The following is a 14161-nucleotide window of genomic DNA, read 5'->3' as shown; positions in this document are numbered from 1 at the left end:
ATCCTCCACACGCTCGGTGTCGCGCCCGACATTTTCCGCTTCACGGAATCAACAATCCGTATAGCGAAGTTATCCGTGACCTTCGTGCTGGTCAACACCCTCTCGCGTCGTGGACCCGTCGCCGACCACAGGAGTTCACGCCGGTCCCGGATTCTTCTGCCGCTGTCTCAGATCCTGCTTACGCAGCAGTACGCGCGCACCCCATCCTGACCGCGCGCCCCGAACCGAAGGAGACCGAGTGCCGACCGATCCCCGCGTCACGCGCCGTTCCGGCCTGCGGACGGCGTTCGCCGCAGCCGCCGCGCTCCCCCTGCTCACGACCGCACTGGCCGCCGCGCCCGCGCACGCCCTGCAGCGCCCGGGACGCCGCCTGGAGGTCATGTCGTTCAACCTGCGCTACGCGAGCGCCACGCCGCCGAACACCTGGGCCGACCGCCGCCCGGTCACCCGCGAGCTCCTGCGCCGCACCAGGCCGCACATCGTCGGCACCCAGGAAGGCCTCTACCAGCAGGTCCGGGACATCGCGGCCGACCTCGGAGCGCACTACGACTGGATCGGCACCGGCCGCGCGGGAGGCAGCCGCGACGAGTTCATGACCGTCTTCTACGACACCCGCAGGCTCGCCCCGCTCGAGTACGACCACTACTGGCTCTCGGACACCCCGGAGGTGATCGGCTCCAACACCTGGGGCGGCGGCTCCATCCGGATGGTCACCTGGGTCCGCTTCCACGACCTGCGCACCGACGACGAGCTGTACGTGCTCAATACGCACCTCGACAACGCGTCCCAGTTCGCACGCGCGCGTGCCGCCCAACTGATCGTCGAGCGCCTCGGCCGCCTCGACCGGTCCCTGCCGCTGCTCGTGACGGGCGACTTCAATGTGGCCGCGCACAAGAACCCGGTGTACGACACGCTGCTCGGCGCCGGCCTCGTCGACAGCTGGGACGCGGCGGACCACCGCAGCAAGGCGTACGCCACCTTCCACGGCTACAAGCCCCTCACCCCCGACGGCGACCGCATCGACTGGATCCTCACGACCCCGGGAGTGCGGGTCCACGAGGCGGCGATCAACACGTTCTCGCTGGACGGGCAGTTCCCGAGCGACCACCTTCCGGTGCAGGCGAGCGTGACGCTGTGACGCGACGGGGCCCCCGCGCCGCGTGGTGCGCGGTGCGAGGGCCCCGTCGGGGTCACCGAGCTCAGCCCTTGCGGGTCTTGACCTCTTCGGTGAGTGCCGGAACGACGTCGAAGAGGTCGCCGACCACTCCGTAGTCGACCAGGTCGAAGATCGGGGCCTCGGCGTCCTTGTTGATGGCCACGATGGTCTTCGAGGTCTGCATGCCGGCGCGGTGCTGGATCGCGCCGGAGATGCCGGACGCGATGTACAGCTGCGGGGAGACCGACTTGCCGGTCTGGCCGACCTGGTTGGAGTGCGGGTACCAGCCGGCGTCGACCGCGGCACGCGAGGCGCCCACGGCGGCGCCGAGCGAGTCGGCGAGGGCCTCGATGATCGAGAAGTTCTCGGCGCCGTTGACGCCGCGGCCGCCGGAGACCACGATCGCGGCCTCGGTCAGGTCGGGGCGGCCCGTCGACTCGCGCGGGGTGCGCGAGACGACCTTGGTGCCGGTGGCCTTCTCGGAGAAGGAGACCGTGAGGGCCTCGACGGTGCCCGCGGCCGGGGCGGCCTCCACGGCGGCCGAGTTCGGCTTGACCGTGATGACCGGGGTGCCGTTGGAGACACGGGACTTGGTGGTGTACGAGGCGGCGAACGCGGACTGCGTGGCCACCGGACCCTCGTCGCCGGCCTCGAGGTCGACGGCGTCCGTGATGATGCCGGACTTGATGCGGACCGCGAGGCGGGCCGCGATCTCCTTGCCCTCGGCGGAGGACGGGACGAGCACGGCGGCCGGGGAGACGGCCTCGTACGCGGCCTGGAGCGCGTCCACCTTCGGCACGACGAGGTAGTCGGCGAACTCGGGGGCGTCGGCGGTGAGGACCTTCACCGCGCCGTGCTCGGCGAGCGTGGCGGCGGTGGCCTCGGCGCCGGAGCCGAGGGCGACGGCGACGGGCTCGCCGACGCGGCGGGCCAGGGTCAGCAGCTCAAGGGTGGGCTTGCGGACGGCGCCGTCCACGTGGTCGACGTAGACGAGAACTTCAGCCATGGGACTTCAATCTCCTGCGATTGCGAAGAAGTTGGGGCGGTTGAGGGGGTGACTGAAGCTCAGATGAACTTCTGGCCCGCGAGGTACTCGGCCAGCTGCTTGCCGCCCTCGCCCTCGTCCTTGACGATCGTGCCGGCCGTACGGGCCGGACGCTCGGCGGCGGAGTCGACCTTGGTCCAGGCACCCTCAAGGCCGACCTCCTCGGCGTCGATGTCCAGGTCGTCCAGGTCGAGCGACTCCACCGGCTTCTTCTTGGCGGCCATGATGCCCTTGAAGGACGGGTAGCGGGCCTCGCCCGACTGGTCCGTCACGGACACGACGGCCGGCAGGGACGCCTCGAGCTGCTCGCTGGCGGTGTCGCCGTCACGGCGGCCCTTCACGACGCCGTCCGCGACGGAGACCTCGGAGAGCAGCGTGACCTGCGGGACGCCGAGGCGCTCCGCGAGGATCGCCGGCAGCACGCCCATGGTGCCGTCGGTCGAGGCCATACCGGCGATGACCAGGTCATAACCGGTCTTCTCGATGGCCTTGGCGAGCACCAGCGAGGTGCCCATCACGTCGGTGCCGTGCAGGTCGTCGTCCTCGACGTGGACAGCCTTGTCGGCACCCATGGAGAGCGCCTTGCGCAGCGCGTCCTTGGCGTCCTCGGGGCCGACGGTCAGCACGGTGATCTCCGCGTCGTCCGCCTCGTCGGCGATCTGCAGCGCCTGCTCGACCGCGTACTCGTCGAGCTCCGAAAGGAGGCCGTCGACGTCGTCGCGGTCGACGGTCAGGTCATCGGCGAACTTCCGGTCGCCCGTGGCGTCCGGCACGTACTTCACACAGACAACGATCCTCAAGCTCACGCCGGCTCTCCTACTGCATCGTCTTAACTGGGCTGCTGCCTTGGCTCATGGCCACTGCCTTCTTCCAGGCAGCATAGGCGCCTGAAGCGGCGGATCCCGGTCGGGGCGGCCCGCGCTCCTTCCGGAATATTACTCATGAGTACATCCAGTTCATTCCCGCTGAGCAAGCGCTTTGAACTGTGACCTTCCCAACGCTCCGTAATCGGACCGCGCACCCGCTCGACGGGAACTTTCAGTCACGCAACGCGTTGAAGCGCCCGTGGTGGTACAGGAGCGGGCGGCCCTCGTCCGTGCGGTCGCCGACGACCGCCTGCGCGAGCACGATGCGGTGGTCGCCCGCGGGCACGCGCGCCACGATCCGGCAGACCAGCCAGGCGAGCGCGCCGTCGAGGACGGGGACCCCTTCGGGGCCCTCGCGCCAGCCCGTGGGCGGGGCGAAGCGGTCGGCCCCGCTGCGGGCGAACGTGGCGGCGAGATCTTCCTGATGCTCGCCGAGTATGTGGACGCCGACGTGGTCGGTCTCGGAGACCGCGGGCCAGCAGGAGGAGCCGGTGCCGATGCCGAACGAGAGCATCGGGGGCTCGGCGGAGACCGAGGCGAGCGAGGTCGCGGTGAAGCCGACGGGGCGTGAGCCGTGCGCGGCGGTGATCACCGCGACTCCCGCGGCGTGCTGCCGGAAGACCGACCGCAGCAGATCGGGGGTGGCGAGCCGGGGCGTGCTGAGGGCAGGCGATGCCGTCATGGAGTTGTCCTTCTGCCGGGAGTTGCCGGAGGTGCGAGCGGAGGCGTCGTTGCTCAGCACTGCGGACAGCGGGCGCTGGCGTGGCGGCCGAGGTCCACGTGGACGCGCTCGTACAGAAGGAGATCCCGAGGCATGCGAGCAGGCTCGCGATAGATGCCGCGTGCAGTCAAGTCTGTTTCGGAATATGAAAGAAGGATCACTGTCGAGGGCCCGTTCCGCCCGCTGTGACCTGCGCGTCGGCCCGTCACACGGCCTCGCCGAGCGCCGCGATCACATCGGCCTTGCGGGGCTGTCCGACGGCGCGCCGAACGACGTGCCCGGCGGCGTCCAGGACGAGCACGGTGGGGGTCTTGAGGACGCCGAGTTCCCGTACGAGAGCGAGCTGCTCCTCGGCGTCGATCTCCACGTGGGCCACACCGGGCACCATCGCGGCCACGTCCGCGAGCACTCTGCGCGTCGCGCGACAGGGCTGACAGAAGGCACTGGAGAACTGCACGAGCGTCGCCCGCTCCCCCAGCCCCACCCCGATGTCCGCGGCGCCGAGCCGCCGCCCGGCCTCCCGTCCCCGCACGCGCGCCTCCACACTCGTCAGTCCTGTACCAATGCGCTCCGTAGTACAGCGCTCATGCGCCCCGAATGATTCCGACGTGACGAGAATCTCCCGCCTACGCGGCACCAAGGCTGGTCAGCCGTCCGTTGATGGGGCACGATCTGCGCAACGCCGAAAAACCTACGGCTGCGTAACTTGATGCCGGGACCCCCTCCCCAGGCAGAAAACGAAGGGCCCTTCCCACCCATGGCAGAGCTTGTCTACCGTCCCGTCATCGGTGCCGCGAAAACGCTGTTCAAGGCATGGGACCTCAAGATCGACTGCAAGGGGTCGGAGAACATCCCACGCTCCGGCGGCGCGGTTCTGGTGAGCAATCACATCAGCTATCTCGACTTCATCTTCGACGGTCTCGCCGCCCTGCCGCAGAAGCGCCTGGTGCGGTTCATGGCGAAGGAGTCGGTGTTCCGGCACAAGATCTCCGGGCCGCTGATGCGCGGGATGAAGCACATCCCGGTCGACCGCGAGCAGGGCGAGACCGCGTACGCGCACGCACTGGACTCGCTGCGCTCCGGGGAAATCATCGGTGTCTTCCCCGAGGCGACGATCTCGCAGTCGTTCACCCTGAAGCAGTTCAAGTCGGGTGCCGCGCGACTGGCCCAGGAGGCCGGCGTGCCGCTGATCCCGATGGCACTGTGGGGCACGCAGCGGCTCTGGACCAAGGGGCACCCCCGCAACTTCAAGCGCAGCCACACCCCGATCACGATCCGGGTCGGCGAGCCGGTGGAGGCGCCGAAGGACCAGTACGCGGGCGCGATCACCCGGCGGCTGCGCGAGGCCTGCCAGGAGCTCCTGGAGGCCGCGCAGCGCGCCTATCCCGTACGCCCCAAGGGGCCGGACGACACCTGGTGGATGCCCGCGCACCTCGGCGGCACGGCGCCGACCCCCGCCGAGGTCAAGGCCGCCGAGGCGGGCTGACCCCCTCGGCCGCCTTTCGCGGTGGCGTCCCTCAGCGGACGGTGATGTCCGCGCCGGGACTGAACTTCGCGAGCAGCTCGGCCAGCTCCGCGCCCGCCGCGTCGAGACCCGCGTCCGGGCCCATGCCCTCCAGCAGGAAGACCGCGTTCACCGACTCCTCGGTGAGGCGGGTGCGCGGACCCTGGCGCCAGTTCCAGCGACGGCACGTTACGCCCTCGTCGTCGCACCAGACGATTTCGCCCGCGTCGGGGTGCTCGACGACGCGCTCCCCGGCGGCGGCGGTCACGAACTCCTCGTCGCCGGTGGCCCGCACCAGACGCATGCCGCCCTTGATCCGGTCCAGGTCCTCGCCGCCGACCGGGATCAGGCGGGCCACGCTGATCGCGTTGTAGAGGTCGACGAGCAGGTTGATGCGCGGCAGACCGCCGTCCGCGAGGGCGCGCCTGGCGAGCGCCTCCGCGGAGTTGCGGGTGCGGGAGGGCTTGGCGCCGAAGGCCGCGTACGCGGCGCGCCAGGCGGCCATGTGCGGGTCCTCGTGCGGGGCCCGGCCGTCGAGCCGCGCGGCGAGGCGGCGGGCCGCGTCGTCGAGGAGGGCCTCGGTGGCGTCGGTGCCGGGTCCGTTGACGAGCCCGCGGGCCTCGATGACGACGTGGGTGAAGCCGGGCGCGAGGGCGCGGACCTCGTCGGAGACGGTCAGGTGGAGGGTCATGGTCCGTCGTGCCTCACAGTTCTGAGGGGTAGATCTGCCAGAGGTGCAGCCGGTCCCGGGCTTCCTTGAGTGCGCGGAGCGCCACGGGACTCGGTTCAGCATAGAGGACTGGATAGTCCACTTCGTTGCACTCCGGGTCCACGGGCCAGGCAAGCCGCTCCTCGCCGATCCCGAACTGGGCGTCGACACCGGCCGGGAGGTTGCCGCGCGGGTCCTGTCGGTGCCAGGCGCCGTCGAGCCGCACGGCGACCAGGCCGTGCAGGGAGTAGCCGCTGGCGTTGTCGTCCCGCAGGCGCTGGTAGCAGAACCCCGTCGGGATGTCCTCGGCGCGCAGCAGGGCGGCCAGGGCGTGGGACTTGGCGGTACAGATGCCGGTGCGTTCGCGCAGGACGTCGGAGGCGCGCCAGGTGACCTCCATGCGGCCCGCGTCCTGGGAGTGCGGAATGGCGTCACGTACGTACTCGAAGGCGGCCCGTGCGTAGGCGTACGTATCGGCGGATGTTTTTGCAAGCCCGGCCGCCACCTCGCGGACCAGCGGATGATGGTGGTCGACGACCTCGTCAGCCGCCAAGTACGCAGACAGGTCGGGTTTTTCCTGGGTCAGCTGCATGCCACGGGAGCATAGGAATACGCCCGACCGTACGTCAATGACTTTACGATCGGACGCATACCTATGCGCGCCAGGGGTGCCTCAAGCAGACCGGCTCAGCGAGCCATCTCCTCCTTGAGCGCCGCGAGGAACCCGTCGACGTCCTCCTCGCGCGTGTCGAACGCGCACATCCAGCGGACGTCGCCCGCCGCCTCGTCCCAGAAATAGAAGCGGTACCGCTTCTGCAGGCGTTCGCTCACGTCATGCGGGAGGCGGGCGAAGACCGCGTTGGCCTGCACGGGGTAGAGGATCTCCACGCCGTGCACCGAGCGGACGCCCTCCGCGAGGCGCTGCGCCATCTCGTTGGCGTGACGCGCGTTGCGCAGCCACAGGTCCTTGCTGAGCAGGGCCTCCAACTGCACCGAGACGAAGCGCATCTTGGACGCGAGCTGCATCGACATCTTGCGCAGGTGCTTCATGTGCCGGACGGCGTCCTGGTTGATGACCACGACGGCCTCGCCGAACAGCGCGCCGTTCTTCGTGCCGCCGAGCGACAGGATGTCGACGCCGACGGCGTTCGTGAACGTCCGCATGGGGACGTCGAGGGCGGCCGCGGCGTTGGCTATCCGGGAGCCGTCGAGGTGCACCTTCATGCCGAGCTGATGCGCGTGGTCGCAGATCGCGCGGATCTCGTCGGGCGTGTAGAGCGTGCCCAGTTCGGTGTTCTGCGCGATGGAGACGACCTGCGGCATGGCCCGGTGCTCGTCGTCCCAGCCGAACGCCTGCTTGTCGATCAGCTCGGGGGTGAGCTTGCCGTCCGGGGTGGGCACGGTGAGCAGCTTGAGGCCCGCCATGCGCTCGGGCGCGCCGCCCTCGTCCACGTTGATGTGCGCGGACTCGGCGCAGATCACCGCGCCCCAGCGGTCGGCGACCGCCTGGAGCGCGACGACGTTGGCACCCGTGCCGTTGAACACCGGGAACGCCTCGGCGGTGGGGCCGAAGTGGCCGCGGATCACCTGCTGGAGGTTGGCGGTGTAGTCGTCCTCGCCGTACGCGATCTGGTGGCCGCCGTTGGCGAGCGCGAGGGCCGCCATGACCTCCGGGTGGGCGCCCGCGTAATTGTCACTGGCGAAGCCGCGCACGTCCGGGTCGTGGTGACGGCGGGCGTCGGTCTTCGGCGGGTTCACGGCTTCTCGGTCACGACCGATCGTGTCGCGTGCGGTCACGGCTTCTCGGTCAGCCACAGGCGGTTTCCGTTCACTTCTCCTGCGGGCTTCTCCCAGACGCCGGCGACGGCATCGGCCAGGTCCTTGACGTCCGTGAAGCCCGCGAACTTCGCGTTGGGCCGCTCCGCGCGCATCGCGTCGTGCACCAGCGCCTTGACCACCAGGATCGCAGCCGCCGCACTCGGCCCGTCCTCGCCCCCCGCCTTGCGGAAGGCGTCGGCGAGCGCGAGCGTCCAGGCCTCCGCCGCGGCCTTCGAGGCCGAGTACGCGGCGTTGCCCGCGGTCGGCTTGGAGGCTCCGGCGGCGCTGATGAGCAGGTAGCGCCCACGGTCGCTGCGCTGCAGGCCGCCCTCGAAGGCGAGGGAGGTGTGCTGCACGGTGCGGATCAGGAGCTTCTCGAGGAGGTCCCAGTCGGCGAGGTCGGTCTCGGTGAAGTTCTTGCTGCCGCGCCAGCCGCCCACGAGGTGCACCAGGCCGTCGATGCGGCCGAACTCCTTCTCCGTGCGCGTCGCCCACTCCCTGGCGGCGTCCAGATCGAGGAGGTCGACGGTGTCACCGATGACGGTGGCCCCGCCGTGCGCGTACCGGGCGGCGTCCACCGCTTCGGCCAGGCGCGCGGCGTCGGCGTCCGACGCCACGACGGTGGCTCCCGCCTCCGCCAGCCTGAGCAGGGTGGCGCGTCCTGCGGGCCCGGCCGCTCCGGCCACCGCGACCACGGCTCCATCGAGTGCGGACATGGTCCTCGCCTCCTCCTGGCGGCCGCTCACGCGGCGGCCTTCTCGGCGCCCGAGGTAGCAGTGATCCCCTTGGTGGAGGCGATCACGTGCTTCAGCTTCTTGGAGAGCGCCTCATAGAACATGCTGAGCGGAAACTCGTCGGGAAGCACCTCGTCGACCAGTTTGCGCGGCGGCAGCGAGGTGTCCAGGGCGTCGGGGCCCTTGGCCCAGCGCGATCCGGGGTGCGGGGCGAGGTAGCTGGACACGAGGTCGTACGCGGCGAACCAGTGGACCAGCTTCGGGCGGTCGATGCCCGCGCGGTAGAGGTCCTCGATCTCGCCGCACAGCTGGTTGGTGACCTGGGGAGCGCGCTCCCAGTCGATCCTGAGCCGGTTGTCGGTCCAGCGGACCACGTCGTGCTTGTGGAGGTACGCGAAGAGGAGCTGGCCGCCGAGCCCGTCGTAGTTCTTGACGCGGTCGCCGGTGACCGGGAAGCGGAACATCCGGTCGAAGAGGACGGCGTACTGCACGTCGCGTGCCTGCGGGACGCCCTCGGCCTCCAGCTTCACGGCCTCCTTGAAGGCGGTGAGGTCGCAGCGCAGCTCCTCCAGGCCGTACATCCAGAACGGCTGGCGCTGCTTGATCATGAAGGGGTCGAACGGCAGGTCGCCGTGGCTGTGGGTGCGGTCGTGGACCATGTCCCACAGGACGAACGCCTGCTGGCAGCGGTCCTGGTCGCCGACCATCTCGCGTATGTCGTCGGGCAGTTCGAGCCCGAGGAGGTCCACGGCGGCCTCGGTGACGCGGCGGAAGCGGGCGGCCTCGCGGTCACAGAAGATGCCGCCCCAGGAGAAGCGCTCGGGGGCCTCGCGCACGGCGATGGTCTCGGGGAAGAGGACGGCCGAGTTCGTGTCGTACCCGGCGGTGAAGTCCTCGAAGGTGATGCCGCAGAACAGCGGGTTGTCGTACCGCGTGCGCTCGAGATCGGCCAGCCAGTCGGGCCAGACCATGCGCAGCACGACCGCTTCGAGGTTGCGGTCGGGGTTGCCGTTCTGCGTGTACATCGGGAAGACGACCAGGTGCTGCAGGCCGTCCTCGCGGTGCGCGGCGGGCTGGAAGGCGAGCAGCGAGTCGAGGAAGTCGGGCACCTGGAAACCCGTCTCGGCCCAGCGGCGCAGGTCCGCGACGAGCGCGCGGTGGTACGCGGCGTCGTGCGGAAGGAGCGGGGAGATCTCCTCGACCGCCGATATCACGCGGTCCACGGCGAGTTCGGCGATGCCCTTGGCCGGGGCGCCGTCCGCCTCGAAGTCGATGGAGCCGTCCGCCGACTGCCAGGGCCGGATGTCCTCCACGGCGTCCTTGAGCACCGGCCACGCCGGGTGGTCCACCACCCGCCCAGCAGCGGAAGGAACCGCACCCTCGATACCCGACTGCACAAGAATTTCCGTCATGTCCCATCCTCCACGGGAGAACCTCGCGTCAGAACACCGTATGCGTGCGAGGTTCTCCGGGACAAGAGGGGCCTCAGGAAATTATCCTGCGCCACCCCCACTTCCGCCGCTGTTTTTCCTGCCGCCTCCTGTCGACTCGATTGCTTCTGCCGCACCGGCCAACGCCCGCACCGCGTCGGGGAGCAGTTCGGGGAAGCCCAGGAAGCCGTGGAACATGCGCGGACAGTGAGCGGTGGTGACGCGCCTGCCGGCGGCGCGCAGGCGGGCCGCATAGGCCAGCCCCTCGTCGCGCAGCGGATCGCAGCCTGCCGTGAGGACGTACGCGGGCGGCAGGCCTCGGAGGTCGGGAGCGCGCAGCGGTGAGGCGTGCGGGTGTGCGCCCCGGCCGTCGGCGCCCAGGTACTGCCGCCAGAACCAGCGCAGATGCGCGGCGGTCAGGAAGTAGCCGTGCGCGTTCTCGCGGTACGAGCGGGTGTCCTGGGCCGCGTCCAGCAGGGGGTAGAGCAGCACCTGCGACGCGATGGCGGGACCGCCCTCGTCCCTGGCCCGCAGGGACACGGCGGCGGCGAGCCCGCCTCCGCTGCTGTCCCCCGCGGTGACGATGGCGCCCGGGTCGCCCCCGAGCGCGGGGCTCTCCTCCGCCGCCCAGCAGAGCGCCGCGTACGCGTCGTCGACGGCCGCGGGGAACCGGTGCTCGGGCGCGAGCCGGTACGCGACGGAGACCACGACGGCCCCGGAGCGGGCGGCGAGCGCACGCGCGGTGGCGTCGTGGGAGTCGAGGCCGCAGAGGGTGTAGCCGCCGCCGTGGAAGAAGACGACGGTGGGGCGGGGCTCCGCCGGGTGCCGGTCCTGGTCCGGCACGTAGAGGCGCACGGGGATCTCGGGTGCGCCGGGCGGCCCGGGGACGGTCCGGTCCACGACGGCCCCGACGGCGGGCGGCACCTTCCGCGACGCGGGCGCGGCGGCGAGGATGCGGCGGGCCTCGGCGGCGTCGGTGACGGCGCCGCCGAGGTCGGGGAAGGCGCGCGTGAGGGCATCGACGAGGGGGCGGGCGCGGGGGTCGAGGCGGTCGAGGACGGGCCGCCGCATCAGCTCGGTCCCGCCTCCTGCGCGCGGAAGTACGGGATGACCTTCTCGCCCCACTGCCGCAGCGTCTCCAGGCAGGCCGCCTGGGGGACCGTGCCCATCTGGATGAGGCACATGATCTCGTCGGCTCCCGCGTCGCGCAGGCGTTCCACGTAGGCGATGGCGTCGTCCGCGGTGCCGTAGGCGTGGTCGGCGTTGAAGGTGGCCGTCGAGGTGGGGCGTACCGGAATGTCCTGCTCGTGCAGGCGCGCGACGACCTGTTCGGCTGCCCTGCGCATCTCCGCAGCCTCGTCGGTCCCCTCCACGACCGCTTCGTCGGGCAGGCCCGCGCCGCCGTACCAGTGGCCGATGGACTGCGCGAAGAACCGCTGGCCGCGGATGCCGACCTGCCGCGCGGTCTCCCGGTCGTCGAGCACGATCGTCGGGCAGAGCACGGAGAAGTGGTCGTTGACGACGCCCGACACGAAGCGGTCCCCGGTGCGGTCCGCGACGGCCGCGTCGTACGCCTGCCGCATCCCGGCGATCGACTCGGGCCCGGCGAAGCCCATCACCAGGGCGCCGATGCCGAGTTCGGCCGCCTGGGTCAGGGTCTCGGTCCTGCTGCACGCGAGGAAGAGCGGTGGGTGCGGTGTCTGCTTCGGCCGCGGGAGGATCGGGTGCGGGCCGATGTCGAGGAGCTCGCCGTGGTGCTCGAACTCCTCCTTCTCCCAGGCCTTCCCGATGATCCGGAGCGCTTCCTCGACCTCCTGGGTCGTACGTTCCTTGTCGACTCCGCACAGCGACGTCTCCTGCTCCGTGCCGCCGCGCCCCGCACCGAGGTCGAGCCGCCCTCCGGAGAGCAGGTCCAGCATGGCCGCGCGCTCGGCGACCCGCGCCGGGTGGTTGAAGTTGAACGGCATGCAGACGACGCCGTGCCCGATCCGGATGGTGCTCGTGCGGGCGGCGACCCAGGTCAGGAAGATTTCCGGCGCGCTCATGTGCGCGTACCACTTGAGGGAGTGGTGCTCGACCGCCCAGACGCGGTCGAACCCCATCTCCTCGGCGAGCACGGCCTGTTCGACGCTGTCGTGGATGACCTGGTGCTCGCGCTCGACGGTCGGATCGGCGAGCTGCGCCTCGAATATGACGGAGAACTTCACGTGCCCTCCAGAGAGCGAGTGGCGTATGACGGTTAGTCATATGACTAACCGTCATATCGCGAAGTCGCAAGGGTTATGCCCCACTCAGCCGCCGAAGGCGCCGCCCTCAGTGAAGGCCTTCGCCGCGAAGCGTTCGCCCATGAGGCGATGGGTCTCGGCGTCCGGGTGGAGATCGTCGGGGAGGGGGTGCTCGGCGGTGTCCGCGGGGCCGTAGAGGTCGCGGCCGTCGAGGTGGTGCAGGTTCGGGTCGTCGGCCGAGCGCTGCTGCACGATGCGGGCGAGTTCGTCGCGGATGACGTTGAGGGTGAGCTTTCCGCCCGCCCGCTCCGCCGGATCGCCCATCGCCGTGAACCGGATGCGTCCCTCCCCGAAGTCACTGAGGTCCGGCGCGCTGGGGCCGGGGGTGTCCTCGTGGATGGGGCACAGGATGGGCGAGACGACCAGGAGCGGCGTCTCCGGGTGGCCCTCCCGGATGGTGTCGAGGAATCCGTGCACGGCGGGGGCGAAGGCACGCAGTCGCATCAAGTCGGCATTGACCACATTGATGCCGAGCTTGACGCTGATCATGTCCGCGGGGGTGTCCCGCATGGCGCGGGCCGTGAAGGGGTCGAGCAGGGCGCTGCCCGCGAGGCCCAGGTTGATCAGCTCCACACCGCCGCGCGAGGCGGCGAGCGCGGGCCAGATCGTGGTGGGGCTCGCGGCGTCGGAACCGTGGCTGATCGAACTGCCGTGGTGCAGCCAGACCTTGCGGCCCGGGTCGCGCGCGGGCTCCACCGGGGCGTCGGTGCGCAGCGAGAGGAGTTCGGTGGTCTCGTTGTGCGGCAGCCAGATCTCGATGTCCTTCATGCCGTCGGGCAGTCCGGCGAAGCGTGCGGTGCCGGGCTCACCGGCGGTGCGCTCGGCGGTGCCCGCGGTCATGTCGATGGTCAGGACGTGGCCCGCCCGGACGGTCGTGGCGCCGGCCGGGCTGCCGTCGACGAGCAGGTCGTAGACGCCGTCCGGGCGGGGCGGGGCGCCCACGTACGACCGCTTGGTGGGCAGCGTGTCGAGTTCGATCGCGGTGGCGCGGGTGCGGAACGCCAGGCGCACGCCGGAGGGCTGGGACTCGGCCATGGCGAGCTGGCCGTCGGTGTTCTGGGCGCGGGCGCCGGCGGGGAGCCGGTGCGGCAGTACGCCGTGTTCGGTGCGCTCGACGTCGAGGGCGCCTCGCAGCAGCTCCGCGGTGATGGCCGTGGTGGTCCAGGAGGGGTCGGTGGGGTGGGTGTCGTCCGTGTGCATTGCCTCAACCTGTTGATCAAGTGTGTGGATTAGGCGGCCGGTTCGGGCCAGTTGCGCAGCAGGGCGTCAAGGGCGTCGATGACGCGCGTCCACGTCGCGTCGGAGTCGGGCGCGCTGTGGCTGAATCCGCCGCCGAGCTCCAGGCTCACGTAGCCGTGGAAGACGCTGCCGAGGAGGCGGACCGCGTGCGTCTGGTCCGGTTCCGTCAGCTCGTACCCGCGCAGGATCGCCCGCGTCATCTCCGCGTGCCGGCCGCCCGCGCTCGCGGCGGCGGCTTCGGGGGTGAGCCGCAGCTGGGCCGCCGCGTACCGGCCGGGGTGCTCCCTGGCGTAGTCGCGGTAGACGTTCGCCAGTGCGGCCAGCGCGTCCTTGCCCGCCCGGCCGGCCAGCGCGTCGGCGCCCCGGTCGGCGAGTTCCGCGAGCGCGAGCAGGGCGATGCCGGTCTTGAGGCCCTGGGAGTTCTTCACGTGCGAGTACAGGCTCGCGACCTTGACGTCGAACCGTCGCGCGAGGGCGGAGACGGTCACCTGGTCGAAGCCGACCTCGTCCGCCAGCTCGGCCCCCGCCCGCACCAGACGTTCCGTGGTCAGCCCTGCGCGCACCATGACGACGTTCCCTTCGTGACTCTACGCGTACCCCGCTTTCGGCTAAATCGATTATGGAGTTGCCTAAAGCTTTTAGGCAAGTGGGTAT

General features: G+C 70.6%; 15 protein-coding genes. 2 read left to right on the top strand and 13 right to left on the bottom strand.

The genetic code is table 11. From position 1 onward, the window contains the following. The first annotated feature begins 238 nt into the window (after positions 1-238). On the top strand, positions 239-1138 hold the full coding sequence (locus tag DEJ48_RS34470; RefSeq protein ID WP_150220050.1) for an endonuclease/exonuclease/phosphatase family protein: 900 nt from the start codon (positions 239-241) through the stop codon (positions 1136-1138). Between the two features lie 61 nt (positions 1139-1199). Here the strand turns inward: DEJ48_RS34470 and DEJ48_RS34465 are convergent, their stop codons facing one another. From DEJ48_RS34465 to DEJ48_RS34450, 4 genes are all read right to left on the bottom strand, one after another. Next, on the bottom strand, positions 1200-2162 hold the full coding sequence (locus DEJ48_RS34465) for an electron transfer flavoprotein subunit alpha/FixB family protein (RefSeq protein WP_150220049.1): 963 nt from the start codon (positions 2160-2162) through the stop codon (positions 1200-1202). A gap of 59 nt (positions 2163-2221) precedes the next feature. Then, a complete protein-coding gene (locus DEJ48_RS34460) occupies positions 2222-3007 on the bottom strand; it encodes an electron transfer flavoprotein subunit beta/FixA family protein (RefSeq protein ID WP_150220048.1) in 786 nt (261 codons plus the stop codon). Between the two features lie 232 nt (positions 3008-3239). After that, complete coding sequence (locus DEJ48_RS34455) at positions 3240-3749, bottom strand: flavin reductase family protein (protein WP_150220047.1); 510 nt, start codon at positions 3747-3749, stop codon at positions 3240-3242. A gap of 244 nt (positions 3750-3993) precedes the next feature. Next, the gene (locus tag DEJ48_RS34450; RefSeq protein WP_223832547.1) at positions 3994-4353 is read right to left on the bottom strand and encodes a thioredoxin family protein; all 360 of its coding nucleotides are present in this window, start codon (positions 4351-4353) and stop codon (positions 3994-3996) included. A gap of 192 nt (positions 4354-4545) precedes the next feature. On the opposite strand from DEJ48_RS34450, the gene DEJ48_RS34445 reads away from it, so the two are divergent. Continuing rightward, positions 4546-5274 (top strand): lysophospholipid acyltransferase family protein, encoded by a 729-nt coding sequence (locus DEJ48_RS34445; protein WP_150220046.1) that lies wholly within the window; start codon positions 4546-4548, stop codon positions 5272-5274. A gap of 31 nt (positions 5275-5305) precedes the next feature. On the opposite strand, the gene DEJ48_RS34440 is transcribed toward DEJ48_RS34445, so the two are convergent. The 9 genes from DEJ48_RS34440 to DEJ48_RS34400 all read right to left on the bottom strand — a co-directional run bounded on the left by DEJ48_RS34440 (position 5306) and on the right by DEJ48_RS34400 (position 14073). Next, positions 5306-5983: a B3/4 domain-containing protein gene (locus DEJ48_RS34440; protein WP_150220045.1), complete on the bottom strand. Its 678-nt coding sequence runs from the start codon at positions 5981-5983 to the stop codon at positions 5306-5308. 13 nt (positions 5984-5996) lie between these two features. Next, entirely contained in the window at positions 5997-6593 is a 597-nt protein-coding gene (locus tag DEJ48_RS34435) for a transglutaminase-like domain-containing protein (protein ID WP_150220044.1), read from the bottom strand. Positions 6594-6688: 95 nt separating this feature from the next. Beyond that, complete coding sequence (locus DEJ48_RS34430; protein ID WP_150221568.1) at positions 6689-7759, bottom strand: threonine aldolase family protein; 1071 nt, start codon at positions 7757-7759, stop codon at positions 6689-6691. Positions 7760-7794: 35 nt separating this feature from the next. Then, the gene (locus tag DEJ48_RS34425) at positions 7795-8535 is read right to left on the bottom strand and encodes an SDR family oxidoreductase (RefSeq protein ID WP_190537774.1); all 741 of its coding nucleotides are present in this window, start codon (positions 8533-8535) and stop codon (positions 7795-7797) included. 26 nt (positions 8536-8561) lie between these two features. Then, positions 8562-9965 (bottom strand): DUF6421 family protein, encoded by a 1404-nt coding sequence (locus DEJ48_RS34420; RefSeq protein ID WP_150220042.1) that lies wholly within the window; start codon positions 9963-9965, stop codon positions 8562-8564. An 81-nt stretch (positions 9966-10046) separates the two neighbouring features. Continuing rightward, entirely contained in the window at positions 10047-11054 is a 1008-nt protein-coding gene (locus DEJ48_RS34415; protein ID WP_150220041.1) for an alpha/beta hydrolase, read from the bottom strand. After that, the gene (locus tag DEJ48_RS34410) at positions 11054-12190 is read right to left on the bottom strand and encodes an LLM class flavin-dependent oxidoreductase (protein WP_150220040.1); all 1137 of its coding nucleotides are present in this window, start codon (positions 12188-12190) and stop codon (positions 11054-11056) included. Before DEJ48_RS34410 ends, DEJ48_RS34415 begins: the two co-directional genes overlap by 1 nt. 84 nt (positions 12191-12274) lie before the next feature. Beyond that, complete coding sequence (locus DEJ48_RS34405; RefSeq protein WP_150220039.1) at positions 12275-13468, bottom strand: GDSL-type esterase/lipase family protein; 1194 nt, start codon at positions 13466-13468, stop codon at positions 12275-12277. A gap of 29 nt (positions 13469-13497) precedes the next feature. After that, entirely contained in the window at positions 13498-14073 is a 576-nt protein-coding gene (locus tag DEJ48_RS34400) for a TetR/AcrR family transcriptional regulator (protein ID WP_150220038.1), read from the bottom strand. Positions 14074-14161: the final 88 nt, after the last annotated feature.

This window comes from Streptomyces venezuelae (genome assembly GCF_008642315.1).
GTDB lineage: Bacteria > Actinomycetota > Actinomycetes > Streptomycetales > Streptomycetaceae > Streptomyces > Streptomyces venezuelae_D.
The sequence above is the reverse complement of the archived record's forward strand: the minus strand, read 5'-3'. Positions and strand labels throughout refer to the sequence as shown.